Origin of the sequence: Geodermatophilus arenarius (assembly GCF_042654585.1) — a bacterium.
In the GTDB taxonomy this organism is placed as follows: domain Bacteria; phylum Actinomycetota; class Actinomycetes; order Mycobacteriales; family Geodermatophilaceae; genus Geodermatophilus; species Geodermatophilus arenarius.
In genome coordinates this window covers 43,275-63,802 of sequence record NZ_JBHSGR010000015.1, presented here as the reverse complement: position 1 = coordinate 63,802, position 20,528 = coordinate 43,275, and the positions used below count along the sequence as shown (strand labels likewise).

Annotated in this window: 21 protein-coding genes; 9 read left to right on the top strand and 12 right to left on the bottom strand. The window is 76.4% G+C overall.

What is annotated here, in order from left to right; genetic code table 11:
* The first annotated feature begins 8 nt into the window (after positions 1-8).
* Positions 9-1,178, top strand: coding sequence for an LLM class flavin-dependent oxidoreductase (locus ACFO3M_RS14410; protein WP_387989900.1), 1,170 nt, complete (start codon positions 9-11; stop codon positions 1,176-1,178).
* On the top strand, positions 1,175-1,798 hold the full coding sequence (locus ACFO3M_RS14405) for an FMN reductase (RefSeq protein ID WP_387989898.1): 624 nt from the start codon (positions 1,175-1,177) through the stop codon (positions 1,796-1,798). The genes ACFO3M_RS14410 and ACFO3M_RS14405 overlap by 4 nt, the downstream gene beginning before the upstream one ends.
* On the opposite strand, the gene ACFO3M_RS14400 is transcribed toward ACFO3M_RS14405, so the two are convergent.
* Both ACFO3M_RS14400 and ACFO3M_RS14395 read right to left on the bottom strand, forming a co-directional pair.
* Complete coding sequence (locus ACFO3M_RS14400; protein ID WP_387989895.1) at positions 1,795-2,550, bottom strand: AmiS/UreI family transporter; 756 nt, start codon at positions 2,548-2,550, stop codon at positions 1,795-1,797. The genes ACFO3M_RS14405 and ACFO3M_RS14400 overlap by 4 nt on opposite strands.
* Positions 2,551-2,626: 76 nt before the next feature.
* The gene (locus ACFO3M_RS14395) at positions 2,627-2,929 is read right to left on the bottom strand and encodes a hypothetical protein (protein WP_387989892.1); all 303 of its coding nucleotides are present in this window, start codon (positions 2,927-2,929) and stop codon (positions 2,627-2,629) included.
* A 134-nt stretch (positions 2,930-3,063) separates the two neighbouring features.
* On the opposite strand from ACFO3M_RS14395, the gene ACFO3M_RS14390 reads away from it, so the two are divergent.
* On the top strand, positions 3,064-3,246 hold the full coding sequence (locus ACFO3M_RS14390; protein WP_387989889.1) for a hypothetical protein: 183 nt from the start codon (positions 3,064-3,066) through the stop codon (positions 3,244-3,246).
* A 57-nt stretch (positions 3,247-3,303) separates the two neighbouring features.
* On the opposite strand, the gene fmdA is transcribed toward ACFO3M_RS14390, so the two are convergent.
* The 6 genes from fmdA to ACFO3M_RS14360 form a co-directional block, all read right to left on the bottom strand.
* Entirely contained in the window at positions 3,304-4,557 is a 1,254-nt protein-coding gene (gene fmdA / locus ACFO3M_RS14385) for a formamidase (RefSeq protein WP_387989886.1), read from the bottom strand.
* Positions 4,558-4,681: 124 nt separating this feature from the next.
* Positions 4,682-4,960, bottom strand: a complete 279-nt coding sequence (locus tag ACFO3M_RS14380) for an FmdB family zinc ribbon protein (RefSeq protein WP_387989884.1) — start codon at positions 4,958-4,960, stop codon at positions 4,682-4,684.
* A 137-nt stretch (positions 4,961-5,097) separates the two neighbouring features.
* Positions 5,098-6,672: an FMN-binding glutamate synthase family protein gene (locus ACFO3M_RS14375; RefSeq protein ID WP_387989881.1), complete on the bottom strand. Its 1,575-nt coding sequence runs from the start codon at positions 6,670-6,672 to the stop codon at positions 5,098-5,100.
* A gap of 85 nt (positions 6,673-6,757) precedes the next feature.
* Positions 6,758-8,290, bottom strand: a complete 1,533-nt coding sequence (locus ACFO3M_RS14370) for a gluconokinase (RefSeq protein WP_387989878.1) — start codon at positions 8,288-8,290, stop codon at positions 6,758-6,760.
* A 39-nt stretch (positions 8,291-8,329) separates the two neighbouring features.
* Positions 8,330-8,854 carry a hypothetical protein gene (locus ACFO3M_RS14365; protein ID WP_387989875.1) on the bottom strand — a complete coding sequence of 175 codons (525 nt, stop codon included), beginning with the start codon at positions 8,852-8,854 and terminating at the stop codon, positions 8,330-8,332.
* A 52-nt stretch (positions 8,855-8,906) separates the two neighbouring features.
* Positions 8,907-10,238, bottom strand: a complete 1,332-nt coding sequence (locus tag ACFO3M_RS14360; protein WP_387989872.1) for an MFS transporter — start codon at positions 10,236-10,238, stop codon at positions 8,907-8,909.
* 112 nt (positions 10,239-10,350) lie between these two features.
* Between ACFO3M_RS14360 and ACFO3M_RS14355 the strand changes: the two genes are divergently transcribed.
* Positions 10,351-10,980 (top strand): TetR/AcrR family transcriptional regulator, encoded by a 630-nt coding sequence (locus ACFO3M_RS14355; RefSeq protein ID WP_387989869.1) that lies wholly within the window; start codon positions 10,351-10,353, stop codon positions 10,978-10,980.
* Positions 10,981-10,990: 10 nt separating this feature from the next.
* Here the strand turns inward: ACFO3M_RS14355 and ACFO3M_RS14350 are convergent, their stop codons facing one another.
* On the bottom strand, positions 10,991-12,403 hold the full coding sequence (locus ACFO3M_RS14350) for an MFS transporter (RefSeq protein WP_387989866.1): 1,413 nt from the start codon (positions 12,401-12,403) through the stop codon (positions 10,991-10,993).
* Between the two features lie 177 nt (positions 12,404-12,580).
* Between ACFO3M_RS14350 and ACFO3M_RS14345 the strand changes: the two genes are divergently transcribed.
* The 3 genes from ACFO3M_RS14345 to ACFO3M_RS14335 are packed head-to-tail and all read left to right on the top strand — an operon-like array spanning position 12,581 to position 16,599.
* A complete protein-coding gene (locus ACFO3M_RS14345; protein ID WP_387989863.1) occupies positions 12,581-12,985 on the top strand; it encodes a cupin domain-containing protein in 405 nt (134 codons plus the stop codon).
* 54 nt (positions 12,986-13,039) lie between these two features.
* Positions 13,040-15,904: an FAD-binding and (Fe-S)-binding domain-containing protein gene (locus tag ACFO3M_RS14340; protein ID WP_387989861.1), complete on the top strand. Its 2,865-nt coding sequence runs from the start codon at positions 13,040-13,042 to the stop codon at positions 15,902-15,904.
* A gap of 35 nt (positions 15,905-15,939) precedes the next feature.
* Complete coding sequence (locus ACFO3M_RS14335) at positions 15,940-16,599, top strand: NADPH-dependent F420 reductase (protein WP_387989858.1); 660 nt, start codon at positions 15,940-15,942, stop codon at positions 16,597-16,599.
* Positions 16,600-16,601: 2 nt separating this feature from the next.
* Here the strand turns inward: ACFO3M_RS14335 and ACFO3M_RS14330 are convergent, their stop codons facing one another.
* On the bottom strand, positions 16,602-17,222 hold the full coding sequence (locus ACFO3M_RS14330; RefSeq protein ID WP_387989855.1) for an SGNH/GDSL hydrolase family protein: 621 nt from the start codon (positions 17,220-17,222) through the stop codon (positions 16,602-16,604).
* A 126-nt stretch (positions 17,223-17,348) separates the two neighbouring features.
* Between ACFO3M_RS14330 and ACFO3M_RS14325 the strand changes: the two genes are divergently transcribed.
* Together ACFO3M_RS14325 and ACFO3M_RS14320 are read left to right on the top strand one after the other, a co-directional pair.
* Positions 17,349-17,837, top strand: coding sequence for a cation:proton antiporter regulatory subunit (locus ACFO3M_RS14325; RefSeq protein WP_387989852.1), 489 nt, complete (start codon positions 17,349-17,351; stop codon positions 17,835-17,837).
* Between the two features lie 9 nt (positions 17,838-17,846).
* A complete protein-coding gene (locus ACFO3M_RS14320; protein ID WP_387989849.1) occupies positions 17,847-19,202 on the top strand; it encodes a cation:proton antiporter in 1,356 nt (451 codons plus the stop codon).
* On the opposite strand, the gene fabG is transcribed toward ACFO3M_RS14320, so the two are convergent.
* Together fabG and ACFO3M_RS14310 are read right to left on the bottom strand one after the other, a co-directional pair.
* Positions 19,138-19,899 (bottom strand): 3-oxoacyl-ACP reductase FabG, encoded by a 762-nt coding sequence (gene fabG, locus ACFO3M_RS14315; protein ID WP_387989846.1) that lies wholly within the window; start codon positions 19,897-19,899, stop codon positions 19,138-19,140. The two genes, ACFO3M_RS14320 and fabG, sit on opposite strands and share 65 nt — an antisense overlap.
* Before the next feature lie 157 nt (positions 19,900-20,056).
* A complete protein-coding gene (locus ACFO3M_RS14310; protein ID WP_387989843.1) occupies positions 20,057-20,476 on the bottom strand; it encodes a DUF350 domain-containing protein in 420 nt (139 codons plus the stop codon).
* Positions 20,477-20,528: the final 52 nt, after the last annotated feature.

Below are 20,528 nucleotides of genomic sequence, written 5' to 3'. Positions count from 1 at the left end.
TCAACCACATGGAGCACGAGATGCAGTTCGGGGTCTTCACGGTCAGCGACGTCACGACCGACCCGACGACGGGGCGGACGCCGAGCGAGGCGGAGCGGATCAAGGCCGTCGTCACCATCGCGAAGAAGGCCGAGGAGGTGGGCCTCGACGTCTTCGCGCTCGGTGAGCACCACAACCCGCCGTTCTTCTCGTCCTCCCCCACGACCACGCTGGCCTACGTCGCGGCGCAGACCTCCCGGCTGCAGCTGTCGACGTCGACCACGCTGATCACCACCAACGACCCGGTGAAGATCGCCGAGGACTACGCGATGCTGCAGCACCTCGCGGACGGCCGCGTCGACCTGATGATGGGCCGCGGCAACACCGGCCCGGTCTACCCGTGGTTCGGCCAGGACATCCGCAACGGCATCCCGCTGGCGGTGGAGAACTACGCGCTGCTGCGCCGGCTGTGGGACGAGGAGGTCGTGGACTGGCAGGGCCGGTTCCGCACCCCGCTGCAGGGCTTCACCTCCACCCCGCGGCCGCTGGACGGCGTCCCGCCGTTCGTGTGGCACGGCTCGATCCGCTCGCCGCAGATCGCCGAGCAGGCCGCCTACTACGGCGACGGCTTCTTCCACAACCACATCTTCTGGCCGAAGGAGCACACCCAGCGGATGGTGGAGTTCTACCGGTCCCGGTTCGAGCACCACGGCCACGGCGCCGCCGACCAGGCGATCGTCGGCCTCGGCGGGCAGGTGTTCATGCGGAGGAACAGCCAGGACGCCGTCGCCGAGTTCCGGCCCTACTTCGACAACGCGCCGGTCTACGGGCACGGGCCCTCGCTCGAGGACTTCTCCCGGGAGACGCCGCTGACGGTGGGCAGCCCGCAGCAGGTCGTCGAGCGCACCCTCGGCTTCCGCGACTACGTCGGCGACTACCAGCGGCAGCTGTTCCTGATCGACCACGCCGGCCTGCCGCTGAAGACCGTGCTCGAGCAGCTGGACCTGCTCGGCGAGGAGGTCGTGCCGGTGCTGCGCCGCGAGTTCGCCGCGCTCAAGCCGGCGCACGTGCCCGACGCCCCGACCCACGCCGCCCGGGTGGCGGCGCGCGGCGGCGCGCAGGACTCCACGGTGTACGCCGCGGGTGACGACGTCACCGGCCGTGCCGACGACGCCCGCGAGGAGGTGTCCGTCCGATGACCACCCGCACCCTGGCCGTCGTCAGCGCGGGGCTCGGCGTCCCGTCGTCGACCCGGCTGCTGGCCGACCGGCTCGCGGCGGCGACCGTCGCCGCGCTGCGCGAGCGCGGCGAGGACGCCACCGTCGAGGTCGTCGAGCTGCGCGAGCACGCCCGCGACGTCGCGGACGCGCTCGTCACCGGCTTCCCCAACGCCGCGCTGCGCGCGGCGGTCGCGACGGTGACCGGCGCGGACGCGGTCATCGCGGTCACGCCGGTGTTCACCGCCTCCTACAGCGGCCTGTTCAAGTCCTTCGTCGACGTGCTGGACAAGGACGCGCTCACCGGCACGCCGGTGCTGCTCGCGGCGACCGCCGGCACCGCCCGGCACTCGCTGGTGCTCGAGCACGCCGTGCGGCCGCTGTTCAGCTACCTGCGCGCGGTGACCGTGCCGACGGCGGTCTTCGCGGCGAGCGAGGACTGGGCCGGCGGGGACGGCGCCGGCCAGGAGCTGGCCGCGCGGATCACCCGCGCGGCCGGCGAGCTGGCCGACGTCGTCACGGGCCGGCCGGCGGCGGCCCGCCCGGCCGACCCGTTCACCGACGTCCCCTCCTTCGAGGACCTCCTCCGGGGCACCGCCTAGGACCGGTCCTGGACCGGCGCCTGGGACGACCCGCCGCCGCGCGGGTCGGCGGGCCGCGCCGTGTCGCGCTCGGGGGCCTGCCGGGCGACCGGCACGCCCTCCGGCGAGGCCGGCGGCCCGGCCGGCACCGGCGCGGCCGGCGGGACGGCCGGCTGCGGGCGGCCCCGCAGCCGCGGGTACGCCAGCACCAGGCTGGCCGCCAGGACGATGGCCAGGATGACCGCCCACGTGCCGGTGTAGTCGGCCCAGGAGCCGGTGAGCAGCAGGAACGCGGGCAGGGCGGCGGTGAGCAGCCCGGCGACGACGGCGATCGCGCCCGTGTAGCGGGTGAACTCCTCCCGCTTCAGCCCCAGGACGACGAAGAACAGCGCCCAGAGCACCGCCCAGTACAGCCAGATGACGCCGAAGCCCGGGTCCCGCGGCTCGACGTAGAAGAAGTTCAGCCCGGCGTACACCAGCGCGCACGCCGCGACGAACGCCGAGAACCAGCCCAGCCCCGTGCCGTCGAGGCCGGCGAGCAGGTTGATCCCCACGTACAGGTACGTGAAGCCGAACAGGTAGAGGCCCGACGCGGCCAGGATCGTGGCCGTGTCCCCGTCGGCCGTGACGAGCAGGACGGTCGGCGTCACCACCTGCAGCGCCCCGACGAACAGGTTGAGCGGGGCGGCGGCGCGGGCGTCCACCAGCCCCAGCAGCATCAGGCCGTTGACGACCAGGACGGCTCCCACGTACAGCAGTCCCACGGCTCCCATGTGCGGTCATCTCCTCGGGTCCCGCGACGGTGCGGACGTCCCCCGTGGCTGGTGCCGGCGGCGGTCGCGCCGGCGGTCAGGAGCCCGGCTCCCCGGACTCCCGTTCGTTCTCCCGGACGGCCTCGTCCTCCTCGAGGGCCTCGTCCTCCTGCAGGCCCTCGTCCTCCTGCAGGGCCTCGTTCTCCTGCAGGGCGCTGTCGATGAGGTCGGCCAGCCCGCCGACGGAGCGGTGCGGACCGCCCCGGCGGACGACGACCGGCTCGGGCACGTCGTCGTCGGACGACAGCCCCACGGTGAGGTCGTGCGCCGCCCGCAGCGCGGCCTTGCCGGCGCGGTCGGCCGCCTCGTGGCGCTCGATCCGCGGGACCTCGTCGGTCACCTGCCGCCTCCCTCCCCGGCGTCCCGCCACGGTCGGTGACCCCCGGTCCCGGTTGGGCGGACGGCGCGCCGGGTACCCGTCTCCCCGGCCTCGAACATCCGGGAGCCGTGCAGTGCTCGTGTGAGGAGCGATCCGTGCAACTCCGGGTCGAGGTGGTGTGGACGTGCGCGCCGTGCGAGGTCGGCGGGCAGGACGTGGCGGAGGACGGTGACGACGACCCGACCTGCTGGAACTGCGGCGGGCCGGTCGTGGTGACCGCCCGGCCCTCCGTCCGCCGGCCCCTCCCCCAGCCGTTCCCCGAGCCGGACGCCGCCTGAGGGCGGCGCCCGGCCCGGGCGGGCGGGTCCCGGCGTGCGCCGGGACCCGCCGGGCGGTCAGGACGTGACGGCGCACTGCCCGCGGTCGGCTCGGACCGGCCCCGACGCCGACGGCCTCACGTCGAAGTCGAAGATCGCCGTCGGCAGGTACAGCGAGCAGCAGGCGTTCGGGATGTCGACGACCCCGCTGACGCGGCCCTCGATCGGCGCCGACCCGAGCAGCAGGTAGGCCTGCTCGCCGGAGTAGCCGAACTTCTGCAGGTACCGGACGGCGTTGAGGCAGGCGTTGCGGTAGGCCTGCGTGGCGTCCAGGTAGAGGTTGCGGTCCTCCTCGTGCTCGACCGAGATCCCGATGAAGGTCAGGAACTCCGAGTAGCGGGGCTCGACGTTGCCCGGGATGAACACCGGGTTGGTGGTCACCCCGTAGGTCTCCATGCCGCCCTTGATCAGGTCGATGTGGAAGTCGATGAACCCGCCCATCTCGATGGCGCCGCAGAACGTGATCTCGCCGTCGCCCTGGCTGAAGTGCAGGTCGCCGCCGGACAGCTTCGCGTCCTGCACGTGCACGGGGTAGAAGACGCGGGAACCGCGGGAGAAGTTCTTGATGTCGTGGTTGCCGCCGTTCTCTCGGGCCGGCACCGTGCGGGCGCCGTCCCGGGCGATGCCGTCCAGCACGTCGCCGGACGCCGTCCCGCCGAGGGTCTGGTCCTCCAGCGGGAGCAGCGCCAGGGCCGGCACGCGGTCGGGGTCGGTGTCGGCCAGGGCCTTCTCCCGCCGGTTCCACCGGGCGAGCAGGTCGGCCGACGGCGCGGTGCCGAACAGCCCCGGGTGGGTCAGGCCGGTGTAGCGGACGCCCGGGATGTGCCGGGAAGTCGCCACCTGGCCGTGGAAGTCCCAGATCGCCTTGTAGGCGTCCGGGAAGTAGTCGGTCAGGAAGCCGCCGCCGTTGGCCTTGGCGAAGATGCCGGTGTAGCCCCAGCCCTGTCCGGGGGCCTCGCCGTACTCCTGCGGCGCCTGCACCGGGCCGAGGTCGAGGATGTCGACGACCAGCAGGTCACCGGGCTCGGCACCCTCGACGCCGATCGGGCCGCTGAGCATGTGCGCCCGGTTCAGGTCGACGTCGCGGACGTCGTTGGCCGAGTCGTTGTTGCCGATCTGGCCGTCGGTCCACTCCCGGCACTCCACCCGGATGTCCTGCCCGGGCCGGACCATCGTGGCGACGGGTACGTCCGGGTGCCAGCGGTTGTGCCCCGGGACGGCCTGGTCCCGCATGGACTTGGCCTGGTCGACGGTGAAGACGACGTCTGGCATGTCCCCCACACTCCGATCTCCGTTGACGGGAGGGCCGACCCGCGTCCGCGGGCCGTTCGTGGCGGCTCCGCGCGGGAGCCGGGGAGGCGACGGCGACCCGGCCCGGGGCCGCCGCGCGGGCTGGTCAGGGCCGGGGCAGGGCGCTCCACCGGGGGTCGCGCCGCACCGGGCGACGGGGGGCGGGCGGCACGGCCGTCGTCACGGCGGGCGCGTCGGCGCTGGCCTCCTCGCGCGACCGCGCCGCGGCCAGCGGCGCCGGGGTGCGCGCCAGCAGCGGGGCGGTGTAGACGCGCCGGCCGGTGTCGCCGCACGAGGGGCACCGCTCCTCGGCCTGCGCGGTGCCGATGGGCCGCCGCACCTCCCACGGGCCGCACGCCGGGCACCGGTACAGGTAGGCCGCCATCTTGGCCTCCGCGGGGAAGTCGGGACCACTCGGGAGCGGGCGACGCTAGTGACGGGCCCGGACGGACCGGCGGGACCTTCGACCCCGCCGGTAGCGCGTCGCCACGGGCGGCCCCCGGGTGGTGACCGCGGGTGGGCTCAGCGGGCGGCGTCCTCCGACGGCGCCGCGGACCCGCCCTGCGGGGCCTCCGCCGTCATGATCCGGACGACCTCCGCCCGGTCCGCGGCCGAGGGCAGGCCCCAGCCGGGCTCGTAGCCGTAGACCTCCGACAGCGGCCGCGACGCCGTCCGGCCGGTGAGCACCTCCACCGAGCCGGTGTCGATCAGCCCCGGGTGCTCGACGCCGCACGCCTCGGCCACCTTGAGCAGGTCCCGGCGCAGGGTGGCCACGTAGTTGGCCAGCCGCACCGACTTCAGCGCCGGGTCCAGGCCGTGCGCCAGCCACGCGTTCTGGGTGGCGACGCCGGTCGGGCAGGTGTCGGTGTGGCACTTCTGCGCCTGGATGCAGCCGATGGCGAGCATCGCCTCGCGGGCCACGTTGACCATGTCGCAGCCCAGCGCGAAGGCCACCACCGCGTTGTCGGGCAGGCCCAGCTTGCCGGCGCCGACGAAGGTGACCTGCTCGGCCAGCCCGCGGCGGGCGAAGGTGCTGTACACGCGGGCGAAGCCGAGCTGGAAGGGCAGCGACACCGAGTCGGTGAAGATCAGCGGCGCGGCGCCGGTGCCCCCCTCGCCGCCGTCGACGGTCACGAAGTCGACGCCGCGGCCGGTGTCGGCCATGAGCCGGGTCAGCTCGTCCCAGAAGGCCAGGTCGCCGACCGCGGACTTGATCCCCACCGGCAGGCCGGTCTCGGCCGCGAGCAGCTCCACCCAGTCGAGCAGGCTGTCGGCGTCGGTGAACTCCGCGTGCCGGGACGGGCTGACGCAGTCCACGCCCTCGGGCACCCCGCGCGCGGCGGCGATCTCGGCGGTCACCTTGGCCGCCGGCAGCACGCCGCCCAGGCCCGGCTTGGCGCCCTGGCTGAGCTTGACCTCCAGCGCCCGGACGGGAGCGGACTCGACGAGGTCCTTCAGCCGCTGGAGGTCGAACCGGCCGGCCTCGTCGCGGCAGCCGAAGTAGGCGGTGCCGATCTGGAACACCAGCTCGCCGCCGTGCCGGTGGTGCACCGACAGCCCGCCCTCGCCGGTGTTGTGCAGGCACCCGGCCAGCGCCGCGCCGCGGTTGAGCGCCTCGACCGCGGCCCCGGACAGCGAGCCGAAGCTCATCGCCGACACGTTGACCACCGACGACGGCCGGAACGCCCTGGCCCGCCCGCGCGGGCCGCCCAGCACCTTCGCCGACGGGATCGCGACGTCGGCCGCCGAGTGCGGGTGCGACGGCGGGACGGCGCGGCCGAAGGTGCGGTGGTTGATGACCGGGTAGCCGGCCGTGTACTCGAGGTCGTTGTCGGTGCCGAACCCGAAGTAGTTGTTCTCGCCCTTGGCCGAGGCGTACACCCAGCGCCGCTGGTCGCGGGTGAACGGCCGCTCCTCGTTGTTGCCGGCGACCAGGTACTGCCGCAGCTCCGGGCCGATCGACTCCAGCAGGTAGCGGGCGTGGCCGATCACCGGGAAGTTGCGCAGCAGGGTGTGCTCCCGCTGCGCCAGGTCCCGGGCGGCCACCGCCGCCAGCGCCCCGAGTCCGGCCACCGCGGCCCGCGCCGCACCCCTCATCGCACTCTCCCTCCGCGCCCCTGCGGTCTGGGCTGACATCGTGGCCCGGAACGCGGCCGTCCGCGGCCCGGCGCGGCCCGCCGTCTCAGCGCGGGGTGTCGTCGAGGGTGTCGAGGGTGCGCAGCACGTCCTCGAGCGCGCGGGTGGACCGCTCGACCAGCGGGCGGGTCCGCCGGTGGAGGTCCGCGGCGGCCGGGTCGGGTCCGACCGGGTCGGAGACGCCGACCAGCGCGGTGGCGGCGTCGAGGTCGGGCAGCATGCCGAGCGCGTGCAGGCCGAGCAGGCAGGCGCCCAGACCCGTGCCCTCCGGGGAGTCGGCGACCCGCACCGGCAGGTCCAGGGCCGCGGCCAGCGTGGCCACCCACAGCGGCGAGGCGACCGCGCCGCCGGTGGCCCGCACCTCGGTCACGGGCAGGCCGGTGGCCGAGAACGCGTCGCGGACCAACGCCAGCTGCTGGCACACCCCCTCCACGGCGGCGCGCACCAGGTGCCCCCGCCGGTGCTCGCGGCGCAGCCCGACGTACGCCCCGCGCAGCCCGGACCGCCACCACGGCGCCCGCTCCCCCAGCAGGTAGGGCAGGCACAGCAGCCCGGCGCTGCCGGGGGGCACCGCGGCGGCCTCCTCGAGGAGCCGGGCGTCGAGGGCGTCGGCGTCCTCCCCCGTGACCCCCTCCCCCTCGGCGAGCGCTTGGGCGGCCCAGCGCACCACCGAGCCGCCGTTGTTGACCGCGCCGCCGACCACCCAGTGGTCGTCGGTGAGCGCGTAGCAGAACAGCCGGTGCGCCGGGTCGACGGTCGGCGCCGGGACGACGACGCGCATCGCGCCGCTGGTGCCCAGCGACACGGCGGCGACCTCGGGGCGGACCGCGCCGATGCCGAGGTTGGCCAGCACCCCGTCGGAGGCGCCGAGGACCAGCGGCGTGTCCGCGGGCAGGCCGGCGGCCGCGGCGACCTCCGGGCGCAGGCCCTCGAGCACCGTCGTCGTGGGCAGGACCTCGCCGAGCTGCCCGGGGCGGATCCCGGCCACGTCCAGCGCCTCGGCGTCCCAGGTGCCGGTGCGGATGCCGTAGAGGCCGGTGGCCGAGGCGCAGGAGCGGTCGAGGACCTGCGGGCCGCCGCGCAGCGCGGAGACGACGAGCTCCTTGACCCCGCCCCAGCGCGGCACCGCGTCCAGCCGGCCGGGCTCCTCGGCGCGCATCCAGGCGAGCTTGAGCAGCGGGGACATGGGGTGCACCGGCGTCCCGGTGCGGGCGTGCAGCCCGCCGGCGCGGCCGTCGGCGCGCAGGGCCTCGGCGAAGCCCGCCGCGCGGTCGTCGGCCCAGGTGACCACGGGCCCCAGCGGGCGGCCGTCGTCGTCCATGGGGACCAGGCCGTGCATGGCCGCGGACAGGCAGATCCCGACCACCCGGTCGCCGCGCTCGCGGGCGGCCCGGCTGACGGCGGCCAGCGCCTCGACGGCGGCGCCGGCGAGCCGGTGCGCGTCGAGCTCGGCGCGGCCGGGGGCGGGCACCGACAGCGGGTAGCCGACGCTCACCAGGTCGCGCACCCGCCCGTCGGTGCCGGCGGTGACCGCCTTGGTCGCCGTGGTCCCGCTGTCCAGCCCGACCACGACGTCCATGCGGGCGATCCTGCCCGCAGCCGCAGGGCGGCCGCGAGGTCAGCGCTGGATCTCCACCAGCAGCACCCAGGCGTTCAGGCAGGACGCCGCGATCCCGCCGACCAGCGCCCCCACCAGCCAGTAGAGCCCGCCGCCGGCCCCGAGGACCAGCGACAGCGCCGCCGCCAGCAGCGCGCCGGCGGGCAGCAGCACCAGGCCCGCCGCGAGGACGCGGCGGGCCCGCGGGGCGTCCGCCTCCGCCGGGACCCGCACCAGCTCCGCCGCGCCGCCGACGGCGAGCAGGACACCGGTGCCGGCGAGCTCGGCCGCGAGGGCGGGCACCGGCTGGCCGGGGACGAGGACGAACACGCCCGCGGCGAGCAGCGCCACCAGCAGCACCAGCGTGGCCGCGGCCCGGCGGGGCAGCGTCGGGAAGGCGAGGATCCGGCCGAGGTTGATGGAGACCGCGACGAACAGCAGCCCGGTCAGCGCCGCGGTGGCGCCGACGGCCGCCACCGCGAGGTCGTGCCAGGCCGCCGGGTCGTAGGCCTCGGCGCCGGCGGCGTCGGGGCGGGTGGCCTCCACGCCGCCCGATCCTGGCGCACGGGCGGCCGGGGCGGCGCCCCCGCGGCCGGGGTCAGCGGTAGGCGGACCCGCCGCGCAGCCGGGCGCCGACCGCCGTCACCAGCGGCGCGAGGACGACGCCGTCGCGGGCCAGCCGCGCCCGCAGCGCCCGGCGGTGGCGCAGCACGCCGACCAGGCCGATCGCCCAGAACAGGTACTGGACGGCGAACGCGGCGCGGAAGGCGTCGAGGTCGTAGGCGGTCGAGGCGCCGGGCGTGAGGACGTCGAGCACCGCGCCGATCGCCAGGACGGTCAGCAGCGAGGCGACGAAGCCGCCGACGTTGACCACGCCGCTGGCGCTGCCCTGCCGCTCGGCCGGGTTCCAGGTGCGGGCGAAGTCGAAGCCGATCATCGAGCCGGGGCCGTTGGTGCCGAGCACGACGACCAGCAGCACGAGCAGCCACAGCGGCGCGCGGCCGGGCCACAGCAGGACGACGGTCCAGGTGGCGGCGGTGACGGCGAGGATGCCGAGGACCAGCACCGAGCGGCGCAGCGGCCAGCGCCCGCACAGCCGGCCGAGCAGCGGCCCGACCCCCATGCCGACGACGACCAGCAGCGTGAGCAGCCCGGCCGCCGTCGCCGGGGACAGCCCCTGCCCGACGACGAGGAAGGGATAGCCCCACAGCAGCGCAAAGACCGTGCCGGAGAACTGGGTGACCAGGTGGGTGTAGAGGCCGATCCGGGTGCCGGACTCCTGCCAGGTGAGCGCCAGGTTGCGGCGCACCTCGGCCAGCCCCGCCGGGGTGGCGGGCTCGACGCCGGGCGGGGCGTCGCGCAGCGTGGCGAGCACCAGGACGACGACCAGCACGCCGACCGCCGCCGCGCCGAGGAAGGTGCTGCGCCAGCCGGCCGTGTGCAGCAGCGCGACCAGCGGATAGGCGGCGACGACCTGCCCGAGCTGGCCGAGGATGCCGGTGAGCTGGGTGACCAGCGGGACCGTGCGGCCGGGGAACCAGAAGCCGATCACCCGCAGCACGCTGATGAACGTCATCGCGTCGCCGGCGCCGACCAGCACGCGGGCCGCGACGGCGGTGGGGACGTCGGTGGCCAGCGCCAGCACCAGCTGGCCGAGGGCCATGGTGACCCCGCCCGCGACGATCAGCCGGCGCGAGCCGAAGCGGTCCAGCGCCACCCCGACCGGCACCTGCAGCCCGGCGTAGACCGCCAGCTGCAGCACCAGGAACAGCGAGACCGCGGACGCCCCGGCGGAGAACCGCTCCTGCGCCTCCACCCCGGCCACGCCGAGCGAGGCGCGGTGGAAGACGGCGACGACGTAGGCGGCGAGCGCGGTGAGCCAGACGGCGTAGGCGCGCAGCGGGGTGCGGGCGGCGGTCGCGGGCGTCACGGGGAGGACGACAGCTGCGGCGGACCGTCTGTTCCCGGATCTCCGGTGAGTCGCCTCACGGCGCGCCCGAGCGCACCCCGGACGGGGGCTGCCCGGCCCTACGATCGGCGGGGTGGCCGCCGCGCTGGTCTCCCCCGAGGACCTGACCGAGGACGACGCCAACCGCCGGGTGCGCATCCTCCTCGCGCTGGCCACCTGCATGGCCGAGAAGGGCTACCGCGCGACGACGGTCTCCGACATCGCCCGCGAGGGCCGGGTGTCCAAGACGGTCGTCTACGCGCACTTCCGCGACAAGGAGCACTGCCTCCTCGAGCTCTACACCCGCGCCACCGACAAGGTGCTCGCCACCGTGCGCGCCGCGCAGGACCGGGCGGCCGACGAGGGGCTGGCCTGGCGCGACCGGCTGCGGTCGGCCGTGCGGGCCTACCTGGAGGTGCTCGCCGCCAACCCGGAGGTGGCCTGGGCGGCGCTGGTCGAGGTGCAGGCCGCCGGCCGGCACGCGCTCACCCTGCGGCGGCAGGTCATCGACCGTTACGTGGAGCTGATCCGCGGGGTCGCCGCCGAGATGGCCGAGCGGTTTCCCGACGAGGTGCGGGCGGTGGACCGCGCGCTCGTCGTCGCCGCGGTCGGCGGGCTCAACGAGCTGATGCTCGCCCGGGTCGAGCGCGGCGAGGCCGGCTCCCTGGCCGAGGACACCGACGTCGCCACCGAGGTGCTGGTCGGGCTCGTCGCCCGCCGCTGAGCCCGCCGGGTCAGCGGCGCGCCGGTCGCAGCGCCAGGACCGCCAGCGCCCCGGCCGCGCTGACCCCGGCGCCGGCGAGCGCGGCCGCGTCCCACCCGGCGAGCAGCCCGGCCGCGGTGCCGGTGGGCGCGCCCGCGGTCACCAGCAGGACGACCAGCGTGACGCCGACGGCGGCGCCCAGGTAGCGGGCGGTGTTGTTGGCGCCGCTGCCCATGCCGGCCCGCTCCGGCGGCACGTGCGCCACCGCCTCGCGGCCGAGCGCGGCGTTGGCCGCGCCGTAGCCGACGCCGAGGACCAGCAGGCCCGGCAGCAGCGCGGCGGCCCGGTCGCCCGGGTCGAGGACGGCCAGCGCCGCCAGTCCCGCGGCCGACACCGCCAGGCCGCCGGCCAGCAGCACCCGCCCGTCGACGCCGGGCAGCCAGCGCAGCCCCACCGACGTCGCCGTCGCGACCGCGGACCACACGAGCACGAGCACCGTCGTCGCGAGCAGGCTCTCGCCCAGCGCCCGCTGCAGCACGGTGGCGAGGAAGGACATCAGCCCGACCGTGGCCGCGCCGGTGACCAGCGCGCCGACGCTCGCGGCCAGGAAGCCGCGGACGCGGAACAGGCCCAGGTCGACCATCGGCGCGCGCACCCGGGACTCGGCCAGCACGAACGCGACGGCGAGCACCGCGCCGCCGGCGAGCAGCGCGACCACGGTCCCGGTCCCGGTGCCGGTGCGGGTGGCGACCAGCCCGACGAGCAGGCAGCACACCGCGGCGACGAGCAGCACCGGCCCGGCGACGTCGACGCGCGGCCGGCGGCCGGGTGCGGCCTCCGGCAGCAGCAGCCGGGCGGCGACCGCCAGCAGCAGCGTGACGACGGCGGTGGCGACGTGCGTGGCCCGCCAGCCGGTGTCGCCGTCGAGGACCACCGCGGCCAGCCCGCCCACGCCGGTGCCCGCGCCCAGGCTGGCGCCCCACACCGCCGCCGCGCGCGCCCGCGCCGGGCCGAGCGGGAACACCTGGGCGATCAGCCCGAGCGAGCAGGCCAGGACGGCCGCGCCGCCGACGCCCTCGACCAGCCGGCCGGCGACGAAGACCCCGGTGGACCCCGCGGCGGCCGACAGCGCGGCGCCGGCGGCCAGCAGCACCAGGCCCGCGGTGAACACCCGGCGGCGGCCGAGGTCGTCGGCGGCGGCGCCGGTGACCAGCAGCGCCGCGGCCAGCCCGACGCTCATCGCGGCCAGCAGCCACGCCTGCCCGCCCGCGCCGGTGCCCAGGTCGGCCGCGGTGGCCACGGCGGTGGCCAGCGGGGTGACGAAGGCGGCGAGGACGACGAGGGTGCTGGCCGCGACGACGGCGAGCGTCCGCCGCTGCAGCGCGGCGACCGGGGCGCCGTCGGCGGCCGCGGGGACGGGACGGGACTCGACCGATCGGGACACGCGCGCCCCCAGCAGGCTCGTCGGTTGGACATTCCAACCGGGATGTGGCGACGCTAGCAGGGGTCGGTGGAGCGACGCCACCCCGTCGGGCGGCGAGGCATGGCGCGCGCGGCTGGGGGGCAAGGCTGGTCCGAGGAGCACCGTCCGGGTGCCGCGAGACAGGGAGGAGCGCCGTCCATGGCGTCCGTCATCCACTTCACCATCGCGACCGTCGCCGAGGAGAGCCCCGACTTCCGCCGGGTCCTGTGGACCGGGGAGAACACGCAGCTGGTCGTCATGACCATCCCGCCGGGCGGGGAGATCGGCGAGGAGGTCCACGAGGACATCGACCAGATCCTCACCTTCGTCAGCGGCGTCGGTGAGGCGAAGGTCGGCGGGGCCACGAAGAAGGTGGCGCAGGGCGACCTGGTCGTCGTCCCGGCCGGGACGAAGCACAACTTCCTCAACACGGGGCCGAACCCGCTGGTCCTGTACACGGTCTACGGCCCGCCGGAGCACGCCGACGGCGCGGTGCACCACACCAAGGAGGAGGCCGACGCCGCCGAGGAGTCCGGCGAGGACGAGCCGCCGACCGGGAACTGACCCTCCTCCCCCGGTGCCGTCCGCCCCCGCGGCGGCACCGGGGACACTGGTGGGGTGAGCAGCGCACTCGCCGACACCCCCTCCGACACCGCCGAGGTCACCGCCGCGCTCCGCCGGGCCGGGATCGGCGACGTCGACGACTCGGGCCTGGCCCGGGCGCTGTACTCCTCCGACGGCTCGCTGTACCGCGTGCTGCCGCGCGCCGTCGTCCGCCCGCGCGACGCCGACGAGGTCGTGGCCGCCCTCGAGGTCTGCCGGACGCTCGGCGTGCCGCTGACCATGCGCGGCGCGGGCACCTCGATCGCCGGCAACGCGGTGGGCACCGGGGTCGTCGTCGACACCAGCCGGTACCTGGACCGGGTGCACGTGGTGGACGCCGAGGCGCGCACCGCGGTGATCGACCCCGGCGTCGTCCAGGCCCGGCTGCAGCTGGCCGCCCGCCCGCACGGGCTGCGCTTCGGGCCGGACCCGAGCACGGCCAACCGCTGCACCGTCGGCGGGATGATCGGCAACAACGCCTGCGGCTCCCGCGCGCTGGGCTACGGCCGGACGTCGGACAACGTCGTCGGCCTCGACGTCGTCACCGGGACCGGGCAGCGGCTGCGGCTGACCTCCGGGGCGGCCGTGGACGGCACGGGCAGCGGGGTGGTCGAGGACCTGCGCGCCCTGGTCGGCCGCGAGCTGGCCACCATCCGCACCGAGCTCGGCCGCTTCGGCCGGCAGGTGTCGGGCTACTCGCTGGAGCACCTGCTGCCCGAGCACGGCTTCGACGTCACCCGGGCGCTGGTGGGCAGCGAGGGGACGCTGGCCGTCGTCCTCGGCGCGACCGTGCGGCTGGTCGCCGACGCCCCGTACCGCGGGCTGGTGGTGCTCGGCTACCCGTCGATGGCCGAGGCCGCCGACGCCACACCGGGCCTGCTCCGGCACGGGCCGACCGCCGTCGAGGGCCTGGACGAGCGGATCGTGCAGCGGCTGCGCGACGTGCCGGCCGCCGTCGTCCCCGACCTGCCGCGCGGCGCGGGCTGGCTGATCGTCGAGGTCACCGGTGACACCGTCGCGGAGGTGGAGGCGAAGGGCGCGGGCGTCGTCGCCGACGCCGGCGCGCTGGACTCCCTGGTGGTCACCGACGTCGCGCACGCCGCGGCGATCTGGCGGATCCGCGAGGACGGCGCCGGCCTGGCCGCGCGCACCTCCGACGGCCGCCCCGCGCACGCCGGCTGGGAGGACGCCGCCGTGCCGGTGGAGTCCCTCGGCGCCTACCTGCGCGAGTTCGACGCGCTGCTGGAGCAGCACGGGCTGCAGGGCGTGCCGTACGGACACTTCGGCGACGGCTGCGTGCACGTGCGCATCGACTTCCCGTTCGGGCGCGAGCCCGACCGCGGCCGCGCCGCCTACCGCTCCTTCGTCGAGGACGCCGCCCGGCTGGTCGCCCGCTACGGCGGGTCGGTGTCGGGCGAGCACGGCGACGGCCGGGCCCGCAGCGAGCTGCTGCCGACCATGTACTCCCCCGCCGCGCTGGACCTCTTCGCGCAGGTCAAGGCGCTGTTCGACCCCGACGACGTGCTCAACCCCGGCGTGCTGGTGCGCCCGGCCCGACTGGACGACGACGTCCGGGTGGCCGCCGCGCCCCGGCTGCTCCGCACCGGCCCGCCCACCCTGGCGCTGGCCTACCGGCACGACGGCGGCGACCTGTCCAACGCGGTGCACCGCTGCACCGGCGTCGGCAAGTGCCGGGCCGACCCGTCCGGCGTCGCCGTCATGTGCCCGTCGTTCCCGGCCACCCGCGAGGAGAAGGACTCCACCCGCGGCCGCGCCCGGGTGCTGCAGGAGATGCTCGCGCCCGGCGGGCCGGTGCGGGACTGGCGCTCACCGGAGGTGCACGCCGCGCTCGACCTGTGCCTGTCGTGCAAGGGCTGCTCGCGGGACTGCCCGACCGGCGTGGACATGGCCAGCTACAAGTCCGAGGTGCTGCACCAGTCCTACCGGCGCCGCCTCCGGCCGCTGGCGCACTACACGCTGGGCAGGCTGCCCATGTGGTCCGACCTGGCCGCGCGGGCGCCGCGGCTGGTCAACGCCGTGCTGCGCAACCGGCTCGGCGGGCGGCTGGCCAGGTGGGGCGCCGGCGTGGACCAGCGGCGGTCGCTGCCGTCGTTCGCGCCGCGCACCTTCCGGCAGTCGTTCACCCCGCGGCCCGGCGGCGGCGCGCCGGTGGCGCTGTGGGTGGACTCGTTCACCGACCACTTCGCGCCGGAGGCCGCGCACGCCGCCGTCCGGGTGCTCGAGGCCGCCGGCTACTCGGTGCAGGTGCCCGGCGACGACACCTGCTGCGGGCTGACCTGGATCACCACGGGGCAGCTGGACACCGCCAAGCGCATCCTCGGCGACACGGTGCGCCGGCTCGCGCCGCTGGCCGACGCCGGCATCCCGATCGTCGGCGTGGAGCCCTCGTGCACCGCGGCGCTGCGCAGCGACGCCGTGGAGCTGCTGGACGACCCGGCCGCGGGGCGGGTCGCCGCGGCCACCCGGACGCTGGCCGAGCTGCTCACCGCCACCGAGGGGTGGGCGCCGCCGTCGCTGGCCGGCGTCGAGGTGGTCGCGCAGCCGCACTGCCACCACCACGCGGTGATGGGCTGGGCGGCCGACGAGCGGCTGCTGCGCCGGGCCGGTGCGACGGTCACCCGGCTCGGCGGCTGCTGCGGGCTGGCCGGCAACTGGGGCGTCGAGCGCGGCCACCACGAGGTGTCGGTGGCGATCGCGGAGCAGCAGCTGCTGCCCGCCGTCCGCGCGGCCGGGCCGGACGCCGTCGTGCTGGCCGACGGGTTCTCCTGCCGCACGCAGCTGGACCAGCTCGCCGACCGCCCCGGCCGGCACCTGGCCGAGCTGCTCGCCGACGCGCTGGACCGGGCACGGGAGGCGTAGGGAATGGGCCGCCGGCCGGCGCGTTGGCGGCAGGCATGACCACTCTCGGCATCATCGGCGCCGGCCACATCGGCACGGCGCTCGCGCAGGCGGCCACCGACCTCGGCCACGACGTCGTCCTCTCCAACTCGCGCGGCCCGGAGACCCTCGCCGGCCTCGTCGACGCCCTCGGGGACCGGCCCTCCCGCCGCGGCTCCGTGCGTGCCGCGACCGCCGCCGAGGCCGGCGCCGCCGGCGACCTGGTCGTCGTCACCGTGCCGCTCAAGGCCCTGCCCGACATCCCGGTGGAGCCGCTGGCCGGGAAGGTGGTCATCGACACCAACAACTACTACCCGGAGCGCGACGGGCACGTCGCCGCCCTCGACCAGGGGACCACCACCAGCTCGCAGCTGCTGCAGGACCACCTCCCCACCTCCCGGGTGGTCAAGGCGTTCAACCACATCCAGGCCGCGCAGATCACCGCGCGGCGGACGCCGAGCGGCACGCCGCACCGGCGGGCGCTCGCCGTCGCCGGGGACGACGCCTCGGCGAAGGAGGTCGTCGCCTCGCTCATCGACGAGGTCGGTTTCGACGTGCTCGACCTGGGCCCGCTGTCCGAGAGCTGGCGGATCGAGCCCGGCACCCCCGGCTACGGCCCGGACCTCGACCTCGAGGGCCTGCGCCGGGCGACCGCGGAGGCGACCCGGGCCGCGTGAGCTCAGGCGGCGCGGCGGTCCCGGCGGGCGCGGGCGGCGGCCAGCACCGTCGGGGCCAGCGCCGCCGCGATCCGCGCGTAGCCGGCCGAGGAGGGGTGGAACCGGTCGGCGGAGAACAGCGCCGGGTCGGTGCTGAACGCCCGGCCCACCTCGGCGGACACCGCCGCGACGACGGCGCCGCGCGCCTGCGCCGCCTCCGCCTGCCGCTGCTGCAGCACCGCGCAGGCGGCCTGCACGACCGGCCGGAACGCCGGCGGCACGAACGGCACGCTGGACATGTCCGGCGCCGGCACGACGACGACGTCGGTGCCCGCGGCGCGCAGCCCGTCGACGGCGGAGCCGAGCGCGGCGACCGCCTGCTCGACGGGGAGGAACCGGGCCAGGTCGTTGGCGCCGATCACCACGACGGCGAGGTCGGCGTCCAGCGGCGCGGCCCGGCGCACCTGCGCGGCGAGGTCGCGGGAGGCGGCGCCGGGCACGGCGAGCACGGACAGGTCGGTCTCGATGCCCGCGCTGCGCAGCACCTGCGCCAGCCGCGGGCCGAGGCCGTCCTCGACCCGCGCGGCACCGGTGCCGTACGCGATCGAGTCACCGAGGACGGCGAGGCGGAGACGGTCGGTCACGCCCGGTACAACGCCGGCCGGCGGGTCGCTCTGCCCGCCGCCCGGGCCGGCCGCCGGTGACCCCGGCCACCGTGCGGCCGGGGTCACCGTGCGGCCGGACCCGCGACGCTCTGCCACGATGCCCGCGTGGTGGATCTGGACGAGACCATGCTGCCCGGCGTCGGCGTGCGTTACGGGCTCACGACCCGCGCCGGCGACCGCCTGGCCGTCGTCGTCCAGCGCGAGGGCGGCGCGGAGGTGGCCGTGTTCGACCGGCGCGACCCGGACCGCGCCCGCGCCGTGTTCCGCCTCGACGCCGAGGAGACCGGCGTCCTGGCCGAGCTCCTGGGAGCACCGCGGCTGACCCAGCGGTTCGTGGACCTCTCGCGGGAGGTGCCGGGGCTCCGGTCCGCCCGCTTCCTCGTGCACGCCGGGTCACCCTTCGACGGGCGCCCGCTCGGCGAGACCCGCGCCCGGACCCTGACCGGGTGCTCGATCGTGGCCGTGGTGCGCGAGCACGACGTCGTCCCCTCCCCCGGCCCGGCGGAGGTGCTGCACGCCGGGGACGTGCTGGTCGCCATCGGCTCCGACGCCGGGCTCACCCAGCTCGGCGCGCGGCTGGACGGCGCGGCCTAGGCCCCCGACGTGCACGGCACCGAGGCGCTGCTGGTCGAGCTGGGGCTGCTCTTCCTGGGGCTCGCGCTGCTCGGCCTGCTCGCCCGGCGCCTGGACCTCTCCCCCATCCCGTTCGTCCTCGTGGCCGCGCTGGCGGTGGGCGACGGCGGGCTCGCGCCCCTGACCACGGCCACGCCGTTCATCGAGGCCGCGGCCGAGATCGGCGTCGTGCTGCTGCTGCTCGCCCTCGGTCTCGAGTTCTCACCCGACGAGCTGTTCACCTCGCTGCGCCACCACGGCCGCTCCGGTCTGGTGGACCTGCTGCTCAACGCGCCGCCGGGCATCGTGGCCGGCCTGGCGCTCGGCCTGCCCTGGCAGGGCGCGCTCGCCCTCGGGGGCATCACCTACATCTCGTCGTCCGGCATCGTGGCCCGGCTGCTCGCCGACCTCGGCCGGCTGGCCAACCGGGAGACACCGGCCGTGCTCTCGGTCCTGGTGCTCGAGGACCTCGCCATGGCGCTGGTGCTGCCCCTGCTGGCCGTGGCGCTGGCCGGGGGCGGCCCGGCCGCGGCCGCCGGCGGACTCGCCCTGGCCGCCGGGACCGTGGTCCTCGTCCTGGCCGCCGCCCGGCGCCACGGCCGGCACCTGGGGCGGTTGCTCACCTCCCCGGACGACGAGCAGGTGCTCCTGCGGCTGGTCGGGTTGACCCTGCTGGTCGCCGGCGCGGCGCAGGCGCTGGGCGTCTCGGCCGCGGTCGGCGCCTTCCTGGTCGGGCTGGCCCTGCCCGCACCCTTCGCCGAACGGGTGCGGCGGATCCTCACCCCGCTGCGCGACCTGTTCGCGGCCACCTTCTTCGTCGCCTTCGGGCTGGGCACCGACCCCGCCGACGTCCTCCCGGTCCTGCCGGCGGCGCTGCTCCTCGCCGTCGTGACCGCGGCGACCAAGGTGGGAACGGGCTGGTACGCCGCCCGCCGGGACGGTGTTGCCGCTCCGGGCCGCTGGCGAGCGGGGACGGCGTTGATCGCCCGCGGCGAGTTCTCCGTGGTCATCGCCGGCCTGGCCGTGGCGGCCGGACTTACCGAGCTGGGTCCCCTGACCACCGCGTACGTGCTGGTGCTCGCCGTCGCCGGTCCCGTGGTGACCCGGCTGGCCGAGCCCCGGACCGCGCTCCCCGGCACGGCCCTCCCCGGGCCCGCGGCGCCGGCCGCGGGAGCGCCGGCGCCGCGGGCCCGGGGAGGGAGACCGCGGACGCTCGACGACGCGACGGGGCCCGGCCGGGATCGCTCCCGGCCGGGCCCCGTGGGTCCGTGCGTGGTGGCCGTCAGGCCTTCGGGCCACCCGCGGCGTACACGACCTGACCCGAGACGAAGCCGGCACCCTCGCTGACGAAGAACGACACCAGGTGCGCGATGTCCTCGGGCTGGCCGACGCGGGCCACCGGGATCTGCGAGGCGGCGCCCTTGATGAAGTCGTCGAAGGGGATGCCCATGCGCTCGGCGGTGGCCATCGTCATCTCGGTCTGGATGAAGCCCGGGGCGATCGCGTTGGCGGTGACGCCGAACTTGCCCAGCTCGATGGCGAGGGTCTTGGTGAAGCCCTGCAGGCCCGCCTTCGCCGTCGAGTAGTTCGCCTGGCCGCGGTTGCCCAGCGCCGAGGTGCTCGACAGGTTCACGATCCGGCCCCACTTGGCCTCGACCATGTGCTTCTGGCAGGCCCGGCTCATGAGGAAGGCGCCGCGCAGGTGCACGTTCATGACCAGGTCCCAGTCGACCTCGGTCATCTTGAACAGCATGTTGTCGCGGATGACGCCCGCGTTGTTGACCAGGACGACGGGCGGGCCGAGCTCGGCGGCGATCCGGTCGACGGCGGCCTGCACCTGCTCGGCGTCGCTGACGTCGGCGCCCACGCCGAGCGCGCGCCCGCCGGCGGACTCGATCGCCTGCACGGTGTCCTTGGTGTTCGCCTCGTCGAGGTCGAGCACGGCGACGGCGAAGCCGTCGGCGGCCAGGCGCTTCGCCGTCGCGGCGCCGATGCCGCGCGCGGCGCCGGTCACGATGGCGACGCGGGGGGTGGCCTCGCTCATGGCAGTTCCTCTCGTTGGTGGCGGCGTCGTCGCCGGCCGGTCCGGGTGGGGGGCTCGGGCCGGGTCGACCCCGCGCCGGCCCCCGGGCTGCGCCGGACAGGTTACGGCGGGCTCCCGGAGCGCCCGGAGACGCCCCCGTACCGGTGCGCGGCGGCCGTCAGGGCCAGATCGAGGCGACGATGATCGCGGCGACCGAGAGCTGGGTCGCGGCCATCACCATGCTCGCGGGGTGGAAGCCGGTCTCGGTGACGAGCTGGCCCATCTTCCCCGGCGTGAGCAGGTCGAGGACGAGGAACGCGACAGCCTGCAGCACCACGCCGAGCAGGCCGAAGACCACGGTCCAGAGCAGCGCCTCCCCGAACCCGGACGTCGCGTTGGTCCAGATCGCGGCGAAGATGACCGCGCCCTGGGCGAGGAACCCGGCGGACAGGACGACCGCGGCACTCACCGACCGGTCCTCGTAGATGCGCCGGCCCAGGTGGCCGGGCGTCAGCAGGTCGAGGACGAGGAAGCCGAGGGCCAGCAGCACGAGGCCGACGGCGGTGTAGGCGACGGCGTAACCGATGCTGGCCAGCACGGGACGGGTACCTCCGGGGGGACGGGAGCGGACGGGCCTGCCAGTTCCTACC